A 22549-nucleotide genomic window follows, 5' to 3' on the forward strand; every position below is an offset into this window, starting at 1 on the left:
AGCGGCGGCCCTCGTGGGCGCTCTCCGCCTGTCTCGCATTCGACGCCTGCCTCCGGTGGGAAGAACGACGCGTAGCAGCATCCCTAATTTTCTCGACAAACCCAACAACTTCGGTGTCAGAGTATGTGCAGCAGAGTATGAGCTGCCCTGCGGACCCCTTGTGAGATTGACTTCATGACACTTGACTCCACCCCTACCCTGTCCCGCCTCTGGCGCGTCTGCCTGATGCTGTGCGTCATCGCCCTGGCGGCGGGTTCCACACCGGCGAACGCGAGCCTCCTGTACGACCGTCTCGAGATCTCCATGTACGGCCGCATGGGCGTCGCCTGGGATCCCAGCTCGGGCCGCTACATCCAGGGACAGCGCATGAACGTGACGGGCAGCGCCATCGGCGGCCGTCTCGAGGAAGGCGACTATCTCGAGCCCGCGATCAAGCTGCACCTGCTCGCGCCGAGCACGGACACGAGCGCGCCGTACGTGGACTTCGTCATCACCCCGTCCATGTACACCCAGAACGGCCTGTTCGCCGGCGCGATCAGCAACAACGGCGACCCGCTCGTCATCGCGCTCTTCCAGGCCTACGTGGAGGCGGGCAACATCCTGCTGCCCAACCTGCGGGTGTGGGGCGGCGCCCGGTTCTACCGCGGCACGGACGTGCACATCGCGGATATCTTCTACTTCAACAACCTGGCGGGACAGGGCGGTGGCGTGATGTACGGCCCGTTGGATCTGGCCATCATCATGCAGACCGCGGTCGGCCCCGGCGGCCAGTACAACTTCGACGTGAACGGCAACGGCCGCCTGGATGCGGGAGACATCCGGCGCCAGCGCACCGTGTTCGTCGCGCAGTACGTGCACAAGCTAGAGGCCGGTCACTCCTTCCATGGCCTGGCGGAACTGCACCTGCTGCCGGCCGCCAAGGTGACGCGACAGTCGGATGGCGAGGTGGTCGGCCTCAACGCCGACATGGGCTGGGTGCTGGGCGCCAAGGCGCACTTCGACCTGGGCAACGGCTCCTTCAATGACATGTCCATCCGCTATGGCAGCCGCGCCGCCAGCGGCGCGCGTGGCGGTGCCCAGACGTACTACTCGTTTGGCCAGGCCAACACCGAGGGTGTCTATGACGACTCCGCGGGCATCCAGGCCGTGGATCACTTCCTCTACAACTTCGGCAATGCCTTCAGCCTCAACGCCTACGCCATCCTGCACTGGGGCCAGGGTCTGCGGAACCGGACCGACGCCGAGGGCGCGCCCGGCACCATCGTGGGCAACGCCATGGACTTCGGCGTGGGCGCCCGCGGCGAGTACTACTTCACCGACCACCTCCACCTCATCGGCGAGGCCCACTACCAGGGCGTCAAGCAGGTCGGTATCGCCAACGGCGAGCTGGCCACGGCCCTGAAGCTGACCATCGCGCCCACCTTCGTTCCGCTCGGCGGCCGCACCATGTGGGCCCGCCCCCACTTCCGCCTCTTCTACACGGCCGCCTTCTACAACGATGCCGCGGCGATCGGCCTCGTCTCGCCCTACCAGCAGGTCGTGTCCGACAACGGCCGTCCGGTCAAGGTCGGCCACTACCTGGGCACGCGCGTGGAGTGGTGGTTCTAGTCTTCCCCGGGAAAGGCTCCCACGGCACCTGACCGTGGGAGGCTCCCCCAAGGCCCGTCTCTTCCCGGCTCCGCGAGGCGCCACTGGAAGGACGGGCCTTCTGCTTTGCTCAGGTGGCGCGGCCCACGCCCGCCCGCCGCGTCAGCACCTTCTGCAAGAGCACGAACGCCAGCAGCAGGCCGCCAATGGCCACGCGGGTCATCCCCGAGCTCATCATGCCCTCGTACGTGGTGATGGACGTGAGGATGAGGCCCAGCATCAACACGCCGATGAGCGTGCCGAACACCGAGCCCACCCCGCCCGCCAGCAGCGTGCCGCCAATCACCACCGTGGCGATGGCGTCGAGCTCCATGCCCACGCCTTCCAGGTGGCTGCCGCTCGACAGGTAGAAGGTGAGCGCCGCCCCGGCGAACGACGCGCAGAAGCCACTGACGGCGTAGACCGCGATCTTCGTGCGCCGCACCGGCAGGCCCATGAGCAGCGCGGCCTCCTCCCCTCCCCCGAGCGCGTAGACCTCACGGCCGAAGGGCGTCAGCACCGCCACGTACCACCCCACCAACACGAAGCCCAGGAACAGCACCGCCGTCACCGGCAGCGCTCCCACGCTGGCCAGGGCGATGGCCGTGTGGCGTGGATCCGAGATGGAGATGGACTCCAGGTGGATGAGGAAGGCGAGACCCCGGACGAAGAACATCCCCGCGAGCGTGACGATGAACGGTTTGATGCCCGTCGCGTGGATGATGGCCCCCATCACCGCGCCCAACGCGGTGCCACACACGACCGACGCCGCGATGGCCGCGTACACGTTCCAGTGCAGGTCCATGACCAGCACGCCGATGACCACGCTGGAAAAGGACATCACCGCCCCCACGGACAGATCGATTCCACCCGAGAGGATGACGAACGTCATGCCCACCGCCACGATGCCCAGCACCGCGTTGTTGGACAGGAAGTTGATGAAGACCGGCAGCGAGAAGAAGCCCTCGTAGCGGAGCGCCGCCACCGCGTAGAGCAGCACGTAGACGAACAAGCCCGCCAGCACGGTGATGTGTTTGCGCACGAAGTTCATGCGGCCTCCGCGGACCGGAAGCGACGCGCCAGCCGCTCGAAGGCGGGCGTCTGCATGAAGCACACGGACAGCGCCACCGCGGCCTTGATGATGAGCGTGTGCTCGGTGATGACCCCGCGCATCTGGAGCATGGTGGTGAGCGTCTGGATGAAGGTGGCCCCGATGAGCGAGCCCACGAGGTTGGCCCGCCCTCCCGTCAGGCTCGTGCCGCCCAGCACGACGGCGAGGATGGCATCCAACTCCAGGTAGAGCCCGGCGTTGGCCACGTCCGCCTCCTTGATGTCCGCCGCGGCGATGAGCCCGGCGAGCCCCGCGCACAAGGAACACGTCATGTGCGCCACCAGCCGGATGACATGCACCCGCAGGCCACACAACCGCGCGGCGCGCGGGTTGCTCCCCATCGCCTCGAGGTAGAGCCCCGCCGCGGTCTTGGTCAGCATCAGCCCCACGAGCAGCGCCAGCGCCGCCACGAGGAAGATGGGAAACGGCAGGCCCAGCACCGTCCCGTTACCGATGAACTCGAAGGCCGGCACCTCGAAGCGGATCTTCTGATCATGCGTGAGCGCCTGCGCGAGCCCTCGCCCCATCACCAGCATCACCAACGTCACGATGATGGGCTGGATGCCGCCATAGGCGACGAGCGCCCCGTTGAAAGCGCCCACCCCCATCGCCAGGGCCAGGGCGGCCAGCACCGCCACGGGCACCGACTGCCCCTGCTCCGTCATCAGCAGCGCCGCGACCGCGCCCGACAGCGCCATCACCGAGCCGACCGACAGATCGATTCCTCCCAGGGCGATGACCAGCGTCATCCCCACGGACAGGAGCATGACGGGGGCACCGTTCTGGAAGATGTCCACGAGCGTGCCGAACAGCCGGCCGTCGCGCAGCTCCAGCCGCGCGAAGCCCGGGGTGAACAGCAGGTTGAAGACGAGCAGCGCCGCGAGCGCCACCCAGGGCCAGAAATTCCTAGCGCGCATCGGTGTCCTCGCTGGCGATCATCTTCATGACCTCTGGCAGCGTCGTGCGCGACAGCTCCCCCACCTTCTTGCGATCCCGGAACACGGCGATGCGATGAGACAGCCGGAGCACTTCCTCCAGCGCCGCCGAGATGAAGAGCACCGCGAGTCCTTTCTGGGACAGTTGCTGGATGAGCTTCTCGATCTCCCCCTTGGCCCCCACGTCGATGCCGCGCGTCGGCTCGTCGAGGATGAGCAGGCGCGGCTCGTACGCGAGCCACCGGGCGAGGATGACCTTCTGCTGATTGCCGCCGCTGAGCAGGCGGATGGGTTGCTCCACCGAGGGCGTCTTGATGCCCAGCTTCGTCACGAACTCCTGGGCGAGCTGCATCTGACGCGCGTACGACAAGGTGAAGCCCAGCTTGCGCTGGACGACCAGCGCGATGTTCTCGCGCACCGACAACTCCGGGAAGATACCCTCCGCCTTGCGATCCTCGGGCAGGAAGGCCATCCCCTGGTCAATCGCGTGGCGGGGACCCTTGGACGGCTCACCATTGAGTGTTCCGCTCCGGGCATGGTCGGCGCCGAACAACAGACGCGCGGCCTCCGTGCGGCCCGAGCCCAACAACCCCGCGAAGCCCACCACCTCGCCCTCGTGCAACGTCAGATCGAACGCGGGCACGCCCCGGCGCTCCAGTGCCCGGGCCTCGACGACCACCGGCCGCTGGGCCGGCCCATGCTCGTGCAGCGCGGGCTCCACTTCCTCGGGCACCTTGCCCAGCATGTGCGAGACCAGATCCAGACGCGAGAGCTGGCTGGCCTCGTACGTGCCCACGTGCGCGCCGTTGCGCAGCACGGTGATACGATCGCTCACCCGGTAGACCTGATCCAGGAAGTGGGTGACGAAGATGATGCCGAGTCCCCGCTGCTTCAGCTTCACGATGGTGTCGAGCAGCACCTCCGTCTCGTGGCTGTCGAGACTCGAGGTCGGCTCGTCCATGATGAGCACCCGGGCGCGCGTCTGCACGGCGCGGGCGATCGCCACGAGCTGCTGCACGGCGGCCGACAACGTGCCCAGCGGCTGGGTGACGTCGACGTGCAGATCGAAGGTGGCGAGGATCTCCTCGGCCTGACGGCGCATGGCCCGCCAGTCGATGCCGAACCAGCGCCGGGGGGCGCGGCCGAGGAACAGGTTCTCCGCCACCGTGAGGGTCGGGATGAGGCTGAGTTCCTGGTAGATGGTGCTGATGCCCTTCTTCTGGGCATCACCTGGCGAGGTGGGATGGAAGTCACGTCCCTCGAAGGTGAGGGAGCCTCCATCTCGCGCATAGACGCCGGTGAGGATCTTGATGAGCGTGGACTTGCCGGCGCCATTCTGGCCCATCAAGGAGTGGACTTCGCCCGCACGAACTTCGAGGTCCACGCCCGCCAGCGCGTGGACCCCGGGAAAACGTTTCTGGACTCCGCGAGCGATGAGGATGGGCTCAGTACTCACGCGAGCCGATGACCTGTGCCGCGGTGGTCTGCTCGAAGAGCTGGTCGTGGCTCTTGATGAACTTCTCGACCTTCTCTCCCGCCCGGACCTTGGTGATGGTGTCGAAGACGAGGGGCCCGAGCAGCGGGTTGCACTCGACCGTGGCGTTGAGCTTGCCGGCGACCATCGCCTCGAAGGCGCCCTTCACCCCGTCCACCGAGATGACGGTGACGTCCTTGCCCGGGTTCATGCCCGCCTCGTCCAGGGCCTGGATGGCGCCCAGGGCCATGTCGTCGTTGTGGGCGTAGACGGCCTGGATCTGCTCGCGGTCGGACTTGATGAAGGCCTCCATGACCTCCTTGCCCTTGGCGCGGGTGAAGTCGGCGCTCTGGCTCTTGATGATCTTCATGTCCGGGTACTTCGCGAGGACCTCCTCGAAGCCCTTCTTGCGATCAATGGCCGGGGCGGCGCCCGTGGTGCCCTGCAGCTCGTAGACGTTGGCCTTGCCGTTGGTCTTCTTGGCGAGCCACTCGGCCGCCATGCGCCCCTCCTCCACGAAGTCACTGGCGATGAGCGTGGTGTAGAGGCTCTCGTCGCTCGTCTTGATGCCGCGGTCCACGAGGATGACCGGAATGTTGGCCTCCTTGGCGCGCGTCAGCACCACGTCCCAGCCCGTCTCCACCACCGGGGCGAGCACGATGGCGTCCACCTTCTGCGCGATGAAGGACGTGAGGGCCTGGATCTGCTGGGCCTGCTTGCCCTGGGCGTCCGCGAACTTGAGCTCCACGCCCCGCTTCTCCGCCTCGCCGCGGATCGAATTGGTCTCCGCCGTGCGCCAGGCGCTCTCGGCACCCACCTGGGAGAAGCCCACGGTCAGCTTCTTGACCACCGGGGCGCCCGCGCCCTCCGCGCCCGTCGTCGGCGCCTTGTTCTCCGCGGCCTGCTGCTTACAACCCACCAGGGCGACCATCGCCGCCACGATCATCCATCTCATGCGTCCCTCCAGGTGAGCGGCGAAACCGGTCCGCCGCTGAAATCAACGAAGCTCCACTCGGTGCACCACAAGCGACGGTGTTGCCCGGACAGCGGCGTCCGTTCTACTCCTTCAGCTCATAAACCCGCACGTAATCGAAGGTGGCGACGAAGCCTTCTCCACCAATCGACAACAGGCCCAGCCGGGGCGCCGCGCCCAGCGCGTGGGTCCACGTCGCGGTCCGGGTCCAGGTCGTGCCATCCCGGCTCGAATACGCGGTGTAGAGTTCCTCGCTGCCCTGGACCCGCCGGGCGATGCGCATCCAGACGGTCTCGTCGGCGGGGCCTCCATAGGTATCACCAAAGAGCGGCGCCCCCACCGGCACCTGCTCCAGCGACACCTCCTTGGAGAAGGCGATCTGCCGGGTCTCGTAGTACGAGACGTGGGTCAGCCGCACGTAGTTGTCATCATCCTTCTGGATGAGCAGACCCGCCTGGACGAAGTTGTGGCAGCAGCTCACCGGCGGAACGTTCAGCGCCATCTTCGTCTCCACGAGGAAGTTCCCCGTGGGAGCGGGTTGCCAGAGCACCGCGGCGGCGTTGTCGCCCTGGTAGATGTCCTTGTTCCGGGTGTTGAAGCGGAACTGGCCCGCCTCCACGCCGTAGTCACTCATCACGGGAGGACGCGTCCAGGACCACTTCGGGTCCAACGAGGAGCCATTGAACTCGTCCGACAAGGCGGTCAGCTCGGCGCCCGGCAGATCCTGCTTCGCGAAGACGGGCGCGTAGCGGCTCTTCTCGTTGGCCTGGGCGGCGGGAGCGGGCTGCTCGGAGTCCGAGGGCCCCTGGCCTCCACGCGCCACCGGCCAACCATCCACCCAGTCCAGCGCGTCCATGAGCACCGGACGCTTGTTGAGGAGATCCCCCCCGCCGGGGGTGCTCGACACGTAGGGGCTGTGGCGGTCGATGCCGTGATAGACGATCCAATCCTGGCCGCCCGTGTCGGTGAAGACGCTGTTGTGCCCCACTCCCACCCAGCGGTTGCCATTGGCGCCCAGCACGGGCGTGCCGCCCACGCGGTTGTAGGTGAGGCGCACGCCTTCACGATCCACGAAGGGGCCATAGGGCTGCTTGGAGCGTCCGGCGAAGACGCTGTAGCCGGTGAGCGCGCCCCGGCAGCACTCCGCGGCGGAGGCCAGGAGATAGTAATACTCCCCATGCTGGATGACGTTGGGCGCCTCGTAGCGGTTGGGGGTGGCGACCTCCACCTGGGTGTACTTGTCGGAGGTGAGCCCATCCTCCGAGAGTTCGCGCACCGAGATGCCCCCGTAATAGCTGCCGTAATAGATGTACCGCTTCCCCCCCTGCGTGACGAGGACCTCGGGGTCGTACACGTGCCGCCTGGAGTTGCCGCAGCAGACGTTCTCGTGCGGCTCCACGACGGGCTTGTTCGAGATCATCCAGGGCCCGGCCGGGCTGTCGCTCGTCGCGACACCGATGGCGCTGCCGCCCTCCGGGGTGTCGGTGACGGTGAAATACAGATAGAACTTGTCGTTGAACCAGGCGATCTCGGGGGCCCAGATGCCGGCGCCGGGCCTGGCCCAATCCGGGATCTTGGTCAGGGCATCCCCCACGTAGGCCCAGGTGACCAGGTCCTGGGACTTGAGGATGGGCAACAGGTGGTGTTTGTAGCGGCCCGAGCTGTCCCGGTCCTGCTCGTTCAGGGGATCCGAGGTACACAGCATGTACCAAGACGTATCGCTGCCCTGGCCGCGGATGAGAGTCGGGTCGGCACAGGTCTCCACGAAGCCTCCGCCCGGAACGGAGGCCCGCAGGGGATTGGTGAAGACGCGGCTCACGGGCGTGGGTGCCGGAGGCGGCGGGGGCTCGGAACCCGGAGGCTCCGGGGGCGTCGGAGGTGTCGGCTCGCTCGGACAGGCCGTGAGGGTCAGCAATGCGAGTACCGGGAGCAGGGCTCCCATCCGGCTCCAATTCCGAGACGAGGACAAACCTCTCCGCATGAACCCTGCTCCCTTCGCGTGATGATTTGACGGCTGGTGGCTCTCAGGCCGCCCGGTCCCGGGCACCGTGCAAGAGGCCGCGCATCAGATACAGGCGGGTGGAGGGTGTCAAGGACAGCGAGCCGCCCTCTCGTCCGCCCTCCATCCGCCGCACCAGACGCGATGACAATGCATTGCGTCAAAACCAGATGTCGGCTGAAATACATGTCCAGCGCGAACCCAGACATGCAGTGAGTGACACGTGTCCGCCAATCCTGACGTCCTGCTGGATTGACCGGGAGATCCGCACACCGTAGCCTGCCGCCCCTTTTCGCCGAGGATCCTCTTTGATGCGTTCACGCGGTGTCTCGTTTTCCGCGGCCCTGCTTTCCTTGTCCGTGTCCCTGACGCTCGCGGTGACAGGCTGCACGCAGGATACTCCCAAGCCGCCGCCGGTGGAGCCCCAGCCCCCTGTGGAGCCGCCTCCCCCGCCCCTGCCGCCGCTCGCGGTGACCAACCCGGTGCTCTCGGGTGACTTCGCCGACCCGTCCGTCATCAAGGTGGGCGAGGACTACTGGGCCTCGGCGACGTCCTCGGAGTGGGCGCCCCAGTACCCGCTGCTGCACTCGAAGGATCTGCTGAATTGGGAGCAGGTGGGCTCCATCTTCACGCAGCAGCCCTCCTGGTCCGAGGCCAATTACTGGGCGCCCGAGCTGGCGGTCGACAAGGGCCGCTACTACGTCTTCTACACGGCGAAGAAGAAGGGCGGCCCGCTGTGTGTCGCCGTGGCCACCTCCGCCCAGCCCCAGGGGCCGTACACCGACCATGGTCCGCTCGTCTGCGAGGAGCTGGGCTCCATCGACGGCGCGCTCATCCGCGACGAGAACGATGAGCTCTTCCTCGTCTGGAAGCTGGACGGCAACAGCCGGGGCCTGCCCACTCCCCTCTGGGCGCAGCGGCTGGACGTGAGCGGAAACGAGCCCAAGCTCGTGGGAGACAAGACGCAGATCCTCCTCAACGACACCCCCTGGGAGGGCCAGCTCATCGAGGGGCCGCACCTCATCAAGCGCAATGGCTGGTTCTATCTGTTCTACGCCGGCGCCGGCTGCTGTGGCCGCGAGTGCAATTACGCGGTGGGCGTGGCCCGCTCGCGCAAGCTGCTCGAGGGCTGGGAGAAGAACCCGCTCAACCCCATCATGAAGAACAACGAGTCCTTCAAGTGCCCGGGCCACGGCAGCGTGGTGACGGACGCTCAGGGCCGCGATTATCTGCTGTACCACGCCTACCGCACCACGGACACGGTCTACGTCGGCCGCCAGGGCATGCTGGACGTCATCCAATGGGGCGAGGATGGCTGGCCCACGATCAACTCGCGCCGGGGTCCGGGCGGCAAGGTGCTCACCCAGTTAGCCCCCTTCTCCGATGAGTTCACCTCCCAGTCGCTCACCCTCGGCTGGCAGTGGCCGAATGCCTTCCCTCCCATCCCGAGCCTCGCCAACGGGCTGTTGACCCTGGGCGTGCCCACCACGGATCGGGCGGACAGGCCCGTGGGCGCCATCCTCGCCCGCGCCACCACGACCGGCGCCTACGCGGCCGAGGCCGTCGTGGATGTCACCAGCGTCACCGACGGAGTCCAGGCCGGACTCGCGGCGGTGGGAGATTGGGACAACTGGATTGGCGTCGTGCTCAACGGCCAGAAGGTCGAGGTCTGGCGGCGCTATGAGAGCCAGCAGGTGGCGGTCACCTCCGTCGACGCGCCCGCCGCGGCCGACGGCAAGCTCACCCTGCGGATGAAGGCGAAGGCCGGGCACCTGTTCCAGTTCTCGGTGCGGGGCGAGGAGGGCACCTGGGTGGACGTGGGCGGAACGCAGGATGGCGGCATCAGCTACCGCAAGGACGGCCCCATCCTCCTGCCTCCGTGGGACCGGGGCGTGCGCGTGGGACTCACCGCTGGCGGGCTGCCTGGCGCCTCCGCCCGTTTTGATTCGTTGCGCATCACCCCCGAATAATCGATGAAAGGGGGCGTGAGCCCTACCTTCCAGGAATTGTTCGGTCATCCGCCGGAGGTCGTCGCACAGGCCCCCGGCCGGGTGAATCTCATCGGCGAGCACACCGACTACAACGGTGGCTTCGTGCTGCCGATGGCCATCCCCCAGCAGACGCACGTGGAGCTGCGTCGACGGGGGGACCGGCGTGTTCGCGCCTTCAGTACCAACAAGAGCGCCTCGGGGGAGATCCTCGAGTTCGAGCTCGGCCAGGAGTCCACGGGCAAGGGCTGGCTCGACTACGTCCAGGGCGTCACCCACGTGCTCCAACGCTCGGGCTTCCCCCTGTCGGGCGTCGAGCTGCGCATCACCTCCGAGGTGCCACTCGGCAGCGGGTTGTCCTCCAGCGCGTCGCTGGACGTGTGCCTGCTGCGCGCGCTGCGCGAGGCGTTCGCGCTGAAGCTGGATGACGTGCAGATCGCCCTGCTCGGCCAGCGCGTGGAGGTGGACTTCGTGGGCGCGCCGGTGGGCGTGATGGATCCCATGGCCGCCAGCATCGCGGGCCTGAACGTCGCGCTCTTCCTCGACACGCACACCATGCGCTTCGAGCGCGTTCCCCTCCCGCCCGGCGTGGATCCCGTCATCATCAACTCGGGCGTCGCGCACAACCACTCGGCGGGTGACTACCGCGTGCGCCGCGCGGAGTGCGAGCGCGCCGCGAAGCAGCTCGGTGTGAGCCAGTTGAGGGATCTGACCGAGGCGGATCTCCCCCGGGCCCTGGCCCTGTCCGAGCCGCTGGGCCGGCGCGTGCGGCACGTCGTGACGGAGAACGCCCGCGTGCTCGCCACCGTGGAGGCGCTGCGCAAGGGAGATCTCCCCGGCCTGGGCCGGCTCTTCTACGCCTCGCACGACTCCCAGCGCCTGGACTACGAGGTGTCCGTGCCGGAGATCGATCTGCTCGTGGACCTGGCCCGGGAGGACGCGGACGTGTACGGCGCGCGCCTCACGGGCGGTGGCTTCGGCGGCTCGGTGGTGATGCTGGCCCGTGACGGCACCGGCACCGCCGTGGCCCGGCGGATCGCCGAGCGCTACGCGGCCCGTTCCGGCCAGCGCCCGACGATCCTCCTGCCCCAGCCCTCCGGGGCCTAACGCACCAGGATGTCCGGCCGGGGGCGGCCGTCGATGCTCACGGTGGGCCAGCGCGGGTCCACCGTGAGGATCTCCACCCCGCCCTCGCTGGTGACGATGGTGTCCTCGATCTTCGCGCCGGGCAGCGACGGGTTCCACGCCAGGGCGTTGTGGGGCTGGAGCACGGTCCGAGAGCCCGGCCGGGCGACCTCGTCCCGCGACAGGTAGCCGCACGAGCCGCCCTGGTGGTGGAAGGCCTCGGCACCCTTGCGATCCAGCGCCGCGTACGCCTTCACGAGTGCGTCGTAGCCCTCGCCGAGCGTGGCGCCCGGACGCGAGACCTTGAAGACCGCGGCCTCGACCTGGGCGACGTCCGCGATGAGGTGGCGCTCGGTGGGGGTGGGCTTGCGGAAGTAGACGAAGCGGGTGAGGTTGGCGAAGAGCCCGTGGCGGCGGCCACAGAAGACGAGCATGGCGCGTCCGCCCAGCTTCTCCCGGCTCGCCGTGGCGTGGCGGTGCAGGGGCAGGCGGCGCTCCTCGCCCACCAGGGTCAGCGTGGGGTGGATGCCCCGAGCCCACAGGGCCTCGGCGCCCGCGCCCGCGAGCTGCCAGCCCGTCCACTCCGGCCTGGCCGCGAGCAGCACGTCCGTCACCGCCTCCGCCGCGTCACGCCCGAGCACCCGGTAGCGCGCCAGCTCCTGGGGGAGCAGCGACCAGCGGGTATGGAGCAGCTCCTGGGGCAGCGGCACTTCGCCCTGCGTGGGGCGATCGGACGCCACCGGGGCCTTGCCCGCGCGCGCCGCGACGAACGTCTCGCGCTGGCCCTTGTCCTGCCACGGACCGGACCACACCGTGAGGCCCGGGGGCACCTCTTCCTCCTCCAGGCGGGCCGCCTCGATGGCGTCCGTCAGCACCCACGCCCCGTCCCGGGTGATGAGCACCTCGGCCACGCCCACGTCGCTCGACAGCAGGACGACGTTGGAGCCCCCGCAGGTCGCCCAGGCGAACCAGTCCACGCCGCGCAACCGCACCGCGCCCAGGCCGTGCTTCTCCAGCACCGCGCGCACGCGCGACAGCTTGGTCTCCAGCTCGGAAGGATCGAAGCGCGGCGTCTCCGACGCGCCCGCGGTCACCCGGGTGGAGGCCGCCTGGAGCCGCTCGCGCAGCCGGGGAACGACGTAGGAGAGATCCTCGGGCGCCTTCACGGGCTCGAAGCGCGAGGTGACGGGGTTGTCACGCGGCACCTCGATGAAGGCCACGGAGAGCAGCGGGCGGTTGTCGGGGCCCACGACGGTGCTGGCCTCGCCCGTGACCTGCTCGAGCTGCAGCACCTCCTGGCCCTCCACCTTCTTGCGCGCCACGCGGTAGGGCAGGTCGATGTTCTTGTTGAGCAACGCGTCCAGCGCGAAGGCGATGTTGTTGGTGTTGATGAGCCGGTGCTGCTTGGGATCGATGTGCTCGATGAGCTGGGGGTGATTGCCGATGCGCACCGGGGCCGCGCCCGTGTCGAGCGCGCCGTTCTGGTTCGCGCGCGGCGTCACCTCCGCCGTCATCTCCCGGCCGAGCTTGAGGTGCAGCCCGACGATGATGGGATCCAGCGTCGCGCCCACGTTGTCGATGTTGGAGAAGAACACGTGGCGCACGCCGCGCCGGTGCAGCTCCGCCGCCGTGCCGCTCTCGCGCAGGGCCCGGAAGAAGTCCCCGTGTCCGGACGGGGCCAGGGACAGCTCACCCGCCTTGTCGCGGAACAGCTCCCAGTTGGGCGTCAGCCGCGGCAGCATCCGCTGCTGGAACAGCAGGACGTCCCGGCCCAGACCCCGGGCGCGCACGAACGCCTCGATGCCCTCGTGGGTCAGCGGCGAGGTCATCAGCACCACGGGCACCGGGGCGCCATGGCGCTGGGCGACCTGACGCACGTCCTCCAGCCGCACGTCCAGGAAGGTGCGCTCGTCGATGAGCGGGGCCAGGGCCTTGACCGCCCCACCGAAGCGGGTCCCCGCGCCACCCACGAGGATGACCATGGCGACCTCACCCCGCCGCAGGGACTCCGAGCCCAGGCGGAGACATTCCTCGAACAGCGGCGTGCCGGGCGCGGGCACCGCCTCGATGTCGGAGGGATCCAGCGGGCGGAGTTCCACCGCGGGCGTGGACGGTCCGGCGCTCTGCTGCTCTTGTCGGACCTTGGCCACCAATTCCTGGAACTTCGTCGGATCGAAACCTGGAGACGTGTCGGTCATAGGTGGGCCCGGTTTAAGCCCTGCACCCTCACGCGGCAACTGGGTTTCATTGACGGTGGGTGACATCCCAGGCAGAGAGTTGTCTTCGTGATCTTCTCCCTGGTGGCCGCGGTCCTCACGTCCCAGTCCCCCCTGCCCGCGCCCGAGGCGTCCGGGCCCGAGGAGCCCGATCGGAGCCAGCAGACGGTCGTCACGGCCTCGCGCGCCGAGCGCAAGCTGGAGGACGCGGTGGTGGCCACCGAGGTCATCACCCGTCAGCAGATGGAGGCCACCGGGGCGAGGGACCTGGGACAGCTCCTCCAGCAGCACCCGGGCGTGGAGCTCGTCTACACCTTCCGGGGCGTGGGGCTGCGCCTGCAAGGGTTGGATCCTGAATACGTGCTCATCCTCGTGGATGGCGAGCGCGTGAGCGGTCGGGTGGGCACCACGCTCGACCTGGGACGCTTCAGCCTGCGCGATCTGGAGCGGGTGGAGATCGTCAAGGGGCCGGCCGCGGCGCTCTACGGCGCGGATGCCATGGGCGGCGTGGTGAACCTCATCACCCGCCGCGTCCAGCGCCCCCTGGAGGCCAGCGCCCGGGGCCTGTTCGGCACGCTGCTGGAGGGAGATGTCCGCGCCCACGCGGGCACGAAGCAGGGACCCTTCGAGGTGCGCGTGGGCGGAGGCTACCGCACGCGCAATCCCTATGACTGGGAGCCCCAGGACGCGGCGACGAGCGGCGCCGGGTTGAAGCGCTTCGATGGGGACGTGGCGCTCGCCTACGCGCCGGATGACCAGTCCCGGGTGTGGCTGCGCAGCGGCTACAACCGGCGCGACGAGAACGCCGTGGACCTCAACCCCTCGGGGGCCGTGCTCGACCGGCGGCAGCGCCAGGAGCAGTTCGACCTGTCCCTGGGCGCCCAGCACCGGTTCTCCGGCGGACCCTCCCTGCTCGCCCGGGGACACTTCGGCGTGTTCCGCGAGCAACTCCTGCAGGATCAGCGCGGCTCGCGCGGGCTCGATGACTACTCGCAGAACCTCACCCGGCTCTACGAGGGCCTCGTCCAGGCCGACCATCGCCTTGGCGCCCATGCCCTCACCGGGGGTGTGGAGCTGCTCGGGGAAAGGCTCACCTCGGCGCGGCTCGACCAGAGTCCCGTGCAGCGCCTCCGGGGCGCCGCCTTCCTCCAGGACGAGTGGGACGTGACCCTGGGCGCGGCCGGCACGGGGCCGAAGCTGAAGATCGCCCCCGGCTTCCGCTTCGATCTGGACTCGCAGTTCGGCGGAGCGCCTTCACCCCGGCTCGCGCTCAAGCTGGATCCGAGCCCGGCCCTCACCGTGCGCGCCTCGGCGGGACTCGGCTTCCGCCCACCCTCGTTCCAGGAACTCTACCTGCGCTTCTCCAACACGGGCATCGGCTACGTGGTCTCGGGCAACCCCGAGCTCACGGCCGAGCGCTCCGTGGGCGTGAATGTCGGCGTGGACTGGCGGCCGCCGATCGACGGGTGGCTCTTCTCCGCGAGCGGCTTCCACACCCAGCTGCGCAACCTCATCAACGTCACCGCCACGGGCGAGCCGAACCCCGACAACCCCGTCACCTTCAACTACGAGAACGTGGCGCGCGCCTATACCCAGGGCATCGAGCTCAACGGCCGCTTCCGGCTGCCCGTGCGCTCGACGTACCTGGACCTGGCGTACATGTTCCTGGACGCGAGGGACCGCACCCGGAACCGGCCGCTGGAAGGCCGCTCGCGGCACCGCGTCAACGCGCAGCTGTCCACGCGCTACCGACCGCTCAACCTCGAGGCCGTGGTGCGCGGCTCGTGGGTGAGCGCGCGGCCCTACTACCTGGGCGTGGGCGGAGGCTTCGCCAACGTGATCGGCGCCGGGGAGGAGACGCGCGTGGGCGTGCCCGCCTACTTCGATCTCGAGGCCCAGGTGACGTACCACTTCAAGGCGGGATTCGAATTCTTCGTCAACGGTTACAACCTGTTCAACGCGGGCGATCAGCAGTTCAACCCGCGCCCGCCACGCGGCGTGCTCGGGGGTGTGCAATGGGAATACTGACGCGACTTCACGGAGCGCGGCCCTGGCTGGGGCCGATGATGGGGCTGCTGCTGGCGGCGTGCGCGCCGGACCTGCGCGAGGACTACCCCTTCGATGGCCAGCTCAACACCGGGCCGCTCGTCGAGGTGACACCCCAAGAGGACGGCAGCCACGTCGCCCTCATCGACGCGACGAACAAGTCCGCCCAGGTCTACTTCGACATCGACGAGGGCCGGGAGATGAAGACCGACGAGGCCCTGGAGAGCAACGAGTGGGACCTGGCCTTCCAGCGCTTCACCATCACGATGAACGGAGGCGGCGGCAACCCGGCGGGCTCGGTGCGCGTGGCGGTGCTCCAGGGACAGGGCTGGGACGCGCTCACGCAGGCGCCCGCCGAGGGCTACCAGCAGGACGCCTCCGAGACGGTGTTCAACGGCGCGCAGGGCGGCTGGTACGTCTACGATCTCGTCAAGCACCGCCTCCAGCCGCGCGACGAGCTGCTCTACGTGGTGCGCAGCAGCCGCGGGCGGTTCTTCAAGCTGCGGATGCTCGCGTACTACGACGCCGCGGGCACTCCCGCGCGGCCCTCGTTCCGCTACCAGGAAGTGGCGGCGGCTCCCTCCCCTCCCTGAGCCCCTCCCTCAGGGGGCGTGGACTTCCGGCCGCGCGAGCGGCGTGTACGGCAGGAGCCGGGCGCGACACGTGGGGCCCACGAGTGTCAGCGCCCCCTGGGCCGCGAGCGACAGCAGGGGGCGGATCAGATCGCTCTCCTCGAGCGCGGACGTGTGCAACGGCACGCTGAAGCACAGCGCCTCGCCCTCGTGCCGGGGCTCACTCGGGGCGAGCGCCTGGATGAGCCGGTTCATGGGCTGGTTGCCCGGGAGCACGCGGAATTCGAAGCGATCCACGCCCCGCTCGCGCGCGGCCTGGACCAGGCTGTCCATCAGCAGGCGGCCGATTCCCTTGCCCTGGGCATCGTCCACCACGGTGATGGCGGCCTCGGCGACCTCGGGCATGTCCGCCAGCCGGAAGAAGCGGGCCACGCCCAGCCCCACTTCCCGACCCAGGTCATCCCACGTCACCACGCCCAGCGCGACATGGCTCTCCCCATCCACCTCGGTGAGGTAGCGCAGCTCCTCGTCCGTCAGCCGGGGCTTGGCGGACATGAAGCGCTGGTAGCGGGCCCGCGCAGACAGCCGCCCGAACCCCTCCCGCAGGAGTTGCGCGTCCTCGCGCCGCACCATGCGCACCTCCGCCCACGTCCCATCCTCGAGCATCACCCGCTCTCGAAACCCAGGATGGAAACGACGATGGGAACCCATGGCGGACCTCCTGCTCCTTTCCTAACAACTTGAGACTCACGCCGCATCGCGTCAATACTTCCAGCCCTCCGGGCGGAGCCAATGGACTTCAGTGGACAGGAGGGGGGTTTGGAAGTTGACGGTGGATGGGGCTGAATAGAGGGGCGGGGTCCTCGTCCGGAGCGCCATTCCCGCTCGCCCGCCTCCTTTTCCGCCATGAACACCGCCTCGTCTCCGCTCCGACTCGTCTCGATCTTCACCCTCCTCCTACTGGCAGGCTGTAACAGCGCTTATCGGGAGGCCTTCAACCGCGCCCGGGAAGCGGCGATCCGCGGCGACTTCCTGACCGCGGCGCGCTCCTACCGCGACGCCTGCCGCGCCGCGCCCGATGACGAGGAGGCCTGCGGCCGCGTCCCCCTCTTCTCCGTGAAGGCCACGGATCAGGCCATCACCACCGCCCGGCCGGGGTGTGACGCGGGCGAACTGGATCGCTGCCTGCCGCCGCTGCTCGACGCGCGGGATCTGCTGCCCGAACACGTCGAGGTCAACGCGATGCTCGACAAGGCGAGCCAGCTGCACACGGAGCGCTGCGCCAGCCAGTGGAAGGAGGATGGCTCGGTGGGCTCGGCCGTCGCGGGCTTCGCGTGCCTCCAGTCCCGGGGACACCAGCTTCCGGTGGTCGCCTATCAGGATCTCCTCGCCGCGCGCGCCAGCCAGCTCTCCGCGCGCTTCACGGCGCTCGCGACCACCGCGCGCTCCCGGGGAACGCAAGGCGCCGCCGCCGCGCTGTGGACGACGGCGCAGTGCCTGGCCCCCTCGGACACCACGGGCGCCGAGTTCCAGCGCGCGCAGCAGGACTTCTTCGCCCAGAGCAGCATCCCCGTGGAGACCCGGCTCGACGGCCCCATCTACCGTCCCATCGCCCAGACCCTGTCCTCCCCGTGCATGAGCTTGTCCTCGGGCCTGCCCCGGGGGAGCCGGTGCGCCGAGAACGGAACGGTGTCCGGCCAGCCCTCGCCGCTCGTCCTCCAGGTGGACGCGGTCGTCCAGCGCGTGGTGGAGAACATCTCCGAGGACGTGAACCACGTGAGATACGTGAGCGGCACGCGGCAGGTGCCCAACCCCAGGTTCGAGCGGGCCCGCGATCGGCTCGGAGACGCCGAGCGCGATCTGCGCAGGGCCGAGCGGGCCTTCGAGGAGAAGGACAAGGAGTGCAAGAAGAACCCGCCGGCGCACGATGCGACGTGCGTGGGCTGCCCGGACTCGCCCCCCGCGAGCACCCCCGCCTGTGACGAGGCCCGCCGGCTCGACGAGGAGCGCAAGCAGAAGGTGGCGGAGCGGGAGGAGGCGGGCCGGGCGCTGGACGGCCTCCCCGAGACCGTGACCGAGGACGTCCACGACACCTTCACCTACTCCGTGCTGACGCACGACTGGCGCTCGCCCTACCAGTTCACCCTGCACGCGAACACCCCGGGGGGCTCGCCGCCGGTGCGGGATGCCGGGGAGTTGCGCTTCTCGGACGCGGAGCACGTGGGCTTCAGTCCCGCCGGCATCTCGGCGGATCCGCTCGACGTGCCGCCCCCCCACGCCTTCGCGAACGCCTTCCTCGAGCGGCTCGCTCCACACGTGTTCGCGGCGGTGCAGCACGATGCCCGGGTGCGAGGCGCCGCGCGCCGCTCCGCGTGCAATGCCCTGCCCGCCAACTGGAACACCGACTGGGTGCAGTGCTGGGCGGAAGCCACGCTCTGGGAGCACGGCTCGGAGCCCGCGCCCGACGAGTTCCTGCGACTCATCGCCTCCAGCACCGGAGCCACCGAGCAGCCCCGGTGCCGCTAGCGGCCAGGCGCCGGGCGATGTGCCCCCTCCCCCCAGGGCGAGCTGGAGTCCACGGAGTTCCCAGTTCGCCGTACTGAATCCCACACGTCATCCGCCGCAAGAAGCGGCCCCTCCGTTTCACTGGAGGAAAAGAATCGGGTGGATTGTCGCGACGGGCGTCTCTCTCTACCGTTGCTGGGCCGAAGTCATACACGCAGTCCCAGCAAGCGAGGACGCACCATGATGCCTGCTTCTCAGATGCCCATGCCCATGCAGTCTGGAATGAACCCGATGATGGGCGGCATGAACCAGATGCCGATGATGGGCGGCATGATGCCCATGCCCATGCCGATGATGGGCGGCATGAACCAGATGCCGATGATGGGCGGGATGATGCCCATGATGGGCATGAGTCAGATGCCGATGATGGGCATGAACCCGATGATGGGCATGAACCCGATGATGGGCATGAACCCGATGATGGGCGGCATGCCCATGATGATGCCCATGATGATGCGCATGCCGATGATGTGCCGGATGACGATGGAGATGGGCAAGGACGGCATGATGTGCCGGATGATGCCCATGGACGCGTCGCAGATGGACATGATGAAGGAGTGCTGCGAGGCGATGAACTCCATGATGGCCATGGGGATGCCGATGATGATGATGTGCAACGGCATGCCGATGATGATGGGGATGATGGGCAGCGCCAAGTAGTCCGCGCCCCACCAGGCACGAAGCACGAGAGCCGGCGTGCCGCCCCACGGGGCCGCGCCGGCTCTCGGTGTTTTCGGGGCCGCGGGAGGCCCGCTCAGCCGACCGTTTCCGCGTACGTCATCACCAGGTACATCACCGCGTCCACGTTGCCGGTGTTCCGGTAGACATGCGCCACGTCCGCCTCGAACAGGATGGCGTCTCCCGCGGTCAGCACGTGGCGCTCCTCGCCCCGGTCGATCTCCACCGTGCCCGACGTCACCACCAGGTTCTCCATGGTGCCCGGTGGGTGGGCGTCCGCCGCCTCCGTCGCTTGCGCGGCCAGCCGCAGCTCGTAGAACTCCACGCGCCGGGGCTCGTCGAACGGAAAGAGCGCCCGCGACACGAACTTCCCGTCATGGGAGGACAGCCGCTTGGACTGCTGGGAGCGCATCAGGCGGGTGCCCGTCTGGGCCGTCGTGCTGATCAGCGCCGAGAACGGGATGCCCAACGCCCGGGCGATCTTCCAGATGACGTTGATGGTGGGCGCGCTCTGTCCCAGCTCGATCTGCCCCAGCATCGCCCGGCTCACGCCCGAGGCCTTGGCGAGCCGCTCCAGGGACAGGCCCCGCTGGGTGCGCAGCCGGCGCAGGTTGCGTCCGACGATGGGCGCCAGATCGGTGGACGCCTCCGCGTGCGCGACCTCGTAGGCCCACTCCTCCTCGGAGGTGGGGGCATCGGCCACGGGCGGCGCCACCTTCTTGGCAGTCGACTCCCGCTTCCGGCCCTTGGCCGGAGCGACTTCGGCTTCCTCCGACGAGGGAGGGGTGTTTTCTCGAACCGATTTCACGTCGGCCAGACCATGACCCACACCCACACCGGCGTCCAGCGGTGCATGGGCATGTGAGTCCGGGCCGACGAGGCCCTGGGCTCGCGCCGCTTCCGGAACTCTTCGAGGTTGATGACTTCGGCGGCCTGATTCATGAGGGAGTGTCTCCGATAACGGAATCATGTCCGCAGAAGCGGACGGGCGCAATATCCGTTTGAGCGGAGGCGCTGTCAATCCGGCCTGGAGGGCGGGCGGGCATCCCGAGCGTTGGAATAGGCTGCCTGCCCAGTCCCCCATGTCCGGCCACCCCTTCGATCATCTCCCCGACGTGCGCGACGGCCTCACCCGGGCCGAGCGCATCATCCTGCACACCCTGCACCGGCTCGAGCAGGAGCGCCCCGGGCGCGCCGTGCCCACCGCACAGCTCTACGGACATGTCGTCGAGCAGCTGGACATCAGTCCCGACGCGTTCCAGGCCCTGCTTTCCCGGCTCGTGGGGCGGCACATGCCCCGGGCGAAGGAGGAGTGAGGGCCATGGCCAGCAACGACGACAAGTCCAAGGGGTTCCACCAGCCCTTCGCCAGGCTCGGGGGTCTGCGCGACGCCCTGCCCTCCACGAAGCCCGAGCTGCGTCCGGAGGACTTCCCCACCACCCCACCCGACCAGGGGCCCGAGCGCGTGACGGTGCGCCGGGAGAGCGGCAAGGGCGGCGAGGACTTCACCGTGGTGGAGGGACTGGGCCTGCCCGCGGCGGAGCTCCAGGTCTGGTTGCAGGCCTTCCAGCGGGGCCTCGCGTGTTCCGGAACCGTGGAGGGAGAGCGGCTGCGGCTCCGGGGAGATCACCGCTTCTCCCTGCCCGACCTGCTGCTGCGCCGCGGCGTCAAGCGCGTGCTCCAGGGCTGAGCGCGGGCTCCCCTCACACCACGGGAGTCTTCGAGGGCTCCCCGGTGGTGGGCTCGATGGGCTCCGGCGAGGGCCCCTCGGGCGGCGGGGCGGGCTGCTCCGGCGCGGAGGGAGGCGTCTCGGGCGCGCCGCCGGGCTCCTCTTTCTTCTGGGCGTCGCGCTGCGCGCTCTTCTCCCCGGCGCGCTCGGCCTCGCGAAGGAACTCCGCGTACTCGTCCTTACGGCCGGCGGCGCGCTGCTGGGCCCGCTCCGCCTGCAGGGCCGCGTCGTGCCGGCCCCGCTGGATGGCGCGATGCGTGAGCCAGACGCCCAGGGCGAACACGGCCGCCTCCATCGAGAGGATGACCCACCCGCGCTCCACCCACCCGTCGAGGCCTTCCTGCACGAACTGAAGCGCGACCAGGAAGAGCTCCCCGGTGAGCGCGGCCCCGAGCGCGGTGGACAGGGGGCGCAATTCGAGGATGCGCGCGGCGCCGTAGCACAGCACGGGCAGCACGACGAGCACCCACAGGTTCTGCACGCCCAGGCCGATGGCGAAGCGCACGTAGCCGAAGGGCAACGCCTGGACCCGGCCGAGGAGGCGCTGGGAGAGGGCCACGCTCACGATGGAGCCGAGGATCAAGCCGAGAAACCCCAGCCCCACGGTGAACTGGAAACGGCGGATGCGAACGCGCAACGGTTCGAGAATGGCCTTCGAGGAGCTCACGGGGAAGCGAGCCTAGCGCAAGCCTGACCGGGCAGGCATTCCGAGTCGTTCACTCCTCATCACCCCCGTCCGCCGTGCCGCCGGGGGAACGAGGGGGCGGGCCCTCCCCGTAGAAGACCTCCTCCAGGACGAGCCCGTGGGCCGGTGCGGTGGGTCCCGCGCGCTTGCGATTCCGGGCGGCGAGCACCTCGGCCACCCAGTCCGGAGAGCGGCGGCCCTTGCCCACCTCGACCAGGGAGCCCACGAGGTTGCGCACCATGTGCTTGAGGAAGGCCGTGCCCTCGACGGTGAAGGACAGCACCCCGCGGCTCTCCCCCTGGATGTCCACCCGGCGCACCTCGCGCATGGCGTGGGCGGCCTGACAGTCCGAGGCCCGGAAGGAGGAGAAGTCATGCCGCCCCACCAGATGGGCCGCGCCGCGCCGCAGCGCCTCCACGTCCAAGGGCGCGAACACCTCCCAGTGCGTGGCGCGCAGCAGCGGCGAGCGCGAGGGCGCGTTGCTCACCCGGTAGCGGTAGCGCTTGCCGAGCGACCAGCGGCGGGGATCGAATTCGGCGGCGACCTCCTCGGCCCGGACGATGGCGATGTCCTCGGGCAGCAGGCCGTTGAGCCCCATCCAGTAGGCCTTGAGCGGCAGCACGCGCTCGGTGGTGAAGCACACCACCTGCCCGGTGGCATGCACGCCCGCGTCCGTCCGGCCCGCGGCCTCCACCGGCACGCGCTCGCCGAGCAGCTTCTCCACCGCGTCCATCAGCCGCGCCTGGATGGAGACACCATTGGGTTGGAGCTGCCACCCCACGTAGTTCGTGCCGTCGTATTCGACCGTCAGCTTCAGGCGGGGCATG

The 22549-nt window shown here is 69.0% G+C and carries 21 protein-coding genes; 8 read left to right on the plus strand and 13 right to left on the minus strand.

Features of this window, described 5'->3' with window-relative positions; all coding sequences use genetic code 11:
• Positions 1-174 precede the first annotated feature (174 nt).
• On the plus strand, positions 175-1608 hold the full coding sequence (locus D187_RS13005; RefSeq protein WP_043429597.1) for a carbohydrate porin: 1434 nt from the start codon (positions 175-177) through the stop codon (positions 1606-1608).
• Positions 1609-1717: 109 nt separating this feature from the next.
• Here D187_RS13005 and D187_RS13010 read toward each other — a convergent pair whose 3' ends face one another.
• The 5 genes from D187_RS13010 to D187_RS13030 form a co-directional block, all read right to left on the minus strand.
• Positions 1718-2677, minus strand: a complete 960-nt coding sequence (locus D187_RS13010; protein WP_002621126.1) for an ABC transporter permease subunit — start codon at positions 2675-2677, stop codon at positions 1718-1720.
• The gene (locus tag D187_RS13015) at positions 2674-3654 is read right to left on the minus strand and encodes an ABC transporter permease (RefSeq protein ID WP_043429600.1); all 981 of its coding nucleotides are present in this window, start codon (positions 3652-3654) and stop codon (positions 2674-2676) included. The genes D187_RS13010 and D187_RS13015 overlap by 4 nt, the downstream gene beginning before the upstream one ends.
• Complete coding sequence (locus D187_RS13020; protein WP_002621128.1) at positions 3644-5128, minus strand: sugar ABC transporter ATP-binding protein; 1485 nt, start codon at positions 5126-5128, stop codon at positions 3644-3646. Before D187_RS13020 ends, D187_RS13015 begins: the two co-directional genes overlap by 11 nt.
• The gene (locus D187_RS13025) at positions 5118-6101 is read right to left on the minus strand and encodes an ABC transporter substrate-binding protein (protein ID WP_002621129.1); all 984 of its coding nucleotides are present in this window, start codon (positions 6099-6101) and stop codon (positions 5118-5120) included. The genes D187_RS13020 and D187_RS13025 overlap by 11 nt, the downstream gene beginning before the upstream one ends.
• A 103-nt stretch (positions 6102-6204) precedes the next feature.
• On the minus strand, positions 6205-8061 hold the full coding sequence (locus D187_RS13030; RefSeq protein ID WP_002621130.1) for a glycoside hydrolase family 43 protein: 1857 nt from the start codon (positions 8059-8061) through the stop codon (positions 6205-6207).
• 368 nt (positions 8062-8429) lie between these two features.
• On the opposite strand from D187_RS13030, the gene D187_RS13035 reads away from it, so the two are divergent.
• A complete protein-coding gene (locus tag D187_RS13035) occupies positions 8430-10088 on the plus strand; it encodes a family 43 glycosylhydrolase (RefSeq protein WP_002621131.1) in 1659 nt (552 codons plus the stop codon).
• 15 nt (positions 10089-10103) lie between these two features.
• On the plus strand, positions 10104-11213 hold the full coding sequence (gene galK / locus D187_RS13040) for a galactokinase (protein ID WP_002621132.1): 1110 nt from the start codon (positions 10104-10106) through the stop codon (positions 11211-11213).
• Here the strand turns inward: galK and D187_RS57700 are convergent.
• Positions 11210-13429, minus strand: coding sequence for a UTP--glucose-1-phosphate uridylyltransferase (locus tag D187_RS57700; protein ID WP_002621133.1), 2220 nt, complete (start codon positions 13427-13429; stop codon positions 11210-11212). The two genes, galK and D187_RS57700, sit on opposite strands and share 4 nt — an antisense overlap.
• 87 nt (positions 13430-13516) lie before the next feature.
• On the opposite strand from D187_RS57700, the gene D187_RS13055 reads away from it, so the two are divergent.
• Positions 13517-15475, plus strand: a complete 1959-nt coding sequence (locus D187_RS13055) for a TonB-dependent receptor plug domain-containing protein (protein WP_002621134.1) — start codon at positions 13517-13519, stop codon at positions 15473-15475.
• Positions 15463-16086 carry an HmuY family protein gene (locus D187_RS13060; protein WP_002621135.1) on the plus strand — a complete coding sequence of 208 codons (624 nt, stop codon included), beginning with the start codon at positions 15463-15465 and terminating at the stop codon, positions 16084-16086. Before D187_RS13055 ends, D187_RS13060 begins: the two co-directional genes overlap by 13 nt.
• A gap of 9 nt (positions 16087-16095) precedes the next feature.
• Here the strand turns inward: D187_RS13060 and D187_RS49820 are convergent, their stop codons facing one another.
• Entirely contained in the window at positions 16096-16776 is a 681-nt protein-coding gene (locus tag D187_RS49820; RefSeq protein WP_081713672.1) for a GNAT family N-acetyltransferase, read from the minus strand.
• A gap of 195 nt (positions 16777-16971) precedes the next feature.
• On the opposite strand from D187_RS49820, the gene D187_RS13070 reads away from it, so the two are divergent.
• A complete protein-coding gene (locus D187_RS13070; RefSeq protein WP_002621137.1) occupies positions 16972-18591 on the plus strand; it encodes a hypothetical protein in 1620 nt (539 codons plus the stop codon).
• A 233-nt stretch (positions 18592-18824) separates the two neighbouring features.
• Here the strand turns inward: D187_RS13070 and D187_RS55055 are convergent, their stop codons facing one another.
• The 4 genes from D187_RS55055 to D187_RS57705 all read right to left on the minus strand — a co-directional run bounded on the left by D187_RS55055 (position 18825) and on the right by D187_RS57705 (position 20250).
• Positions 18825-18980, minus strand: coding sequence for a hypothetical protein (locus D187_RS55055; RefSeq protein WP_002621138.1), 156 nt, complete (start codon positions 18978-18980; stop codon positions 18825-18827).
• Between the two features lie 3 nt (positions 18981-18983).
• The gene (locus tag D187_RS55060; RefSeq protein ID WP_002621139.1) at positions 18984-19286 is read right to left on the minus strand and encodes a hypothetical protein; all 303 of its coding nucleotides are present in this window, start codon (positions 19284-19286) and stop codon (positions 18984-18986) included.
• Positions 19287-19384: 98 nt separating this feature from the next.
• Positions 19385-20011: a helix-turn-helix domain-containing protein gene (locus D187_RS13080; protein ID WP_245591700.1), complete on the minus strand. Its 627-nt coding sequence runs from the start codon at positions 20009-20011 to the stop codon at positions 19385-19387.
• A 101-nt stretch (positions 20012-20112) separates the two neighbouring features.
• Positions 20113-20250 (minus strand): hypothetical protein, encoded by a 138-nt coding sequence (locus D187_RS57705; RefSeq protein ID WP_002621141.1) that lies wholly within the window; start codon positions 20248-20250, stop codon positions 20113-20115.
• Between the two features lie 140 nt (positions 20251-20390).
• Here D187_RS57705 and D187_RS13085 point away from each other — a divergent pair, with 140 nt between their 5' ends.
• Both D187_RS13085 and D187_RS13090 read left to right on the plus strand, forming a co-directional pair.
• The gene (locus D187_RS13085; protein WP_002621142.1) at positions 20391-20624 is read left to right on the plus strand and encodes a hypothetical protein; all 234 of its coding nucleotides are present in this window, start codon (positions 20391-20393) and stop codon (positions 20622-20624) included.
• Positions 20625-20629: 5 nt separating this feature from the next.
• The gene (locus D187_RS13090) at positions 20630-20998 is read left to right on the plus strand and encodes a translation initiation factor (protein WP_002621143.1); all 369 of its coding nucleotides are present in this window, start codon (positions 20630-20632) and stop codon (positions 20996-20998) included.
• A 13-nt stretch (positions 20999-21011) separates the two neighbouring features.
• Here the strand turns inward: D187_RS13090 and D187_RS13095 are convergent, their stop codons facing one another.
• Both D187_RS13095 and truA read right to left on the minus strand, forming a co-directional pair.
• A complete protein-coding gene (locus tag D187_RS13095) occupies positions 21012-21704 on the minus strand; it encodes a hypothetical protein (protein WP_002621144.1) in 693 nt (230 codons plus the stop codon).
• Positions 21705-21753: 49 nt separating this feature from the next.
• Positions 21754-22548 carry a tRNA pseudouridine(38-40) synthase TruA gene (gene truA / locus D187_RS13100; protein ID WP_002621145.1) on the minus strand — a complete coding sequence of 265 codons (795 nt, stop codon included), beginning with the start codon at positions 22546-22548 and terminating at the stop codon, positions 21754-21756.
• Between the last annotated feature and the right edge of the window lies 1 nt (position 22549).

The sequence above is a fragment of the Cystobacter fuscus DSM 2262 genome (assembly GCF_000335475.2).
Taxonomy (GTDB): Bacteria; Myxococcota; Myxococcia; order Myxococcales; family Myxococcaceae; genus Cystobacter; species Cystobacter fuscus.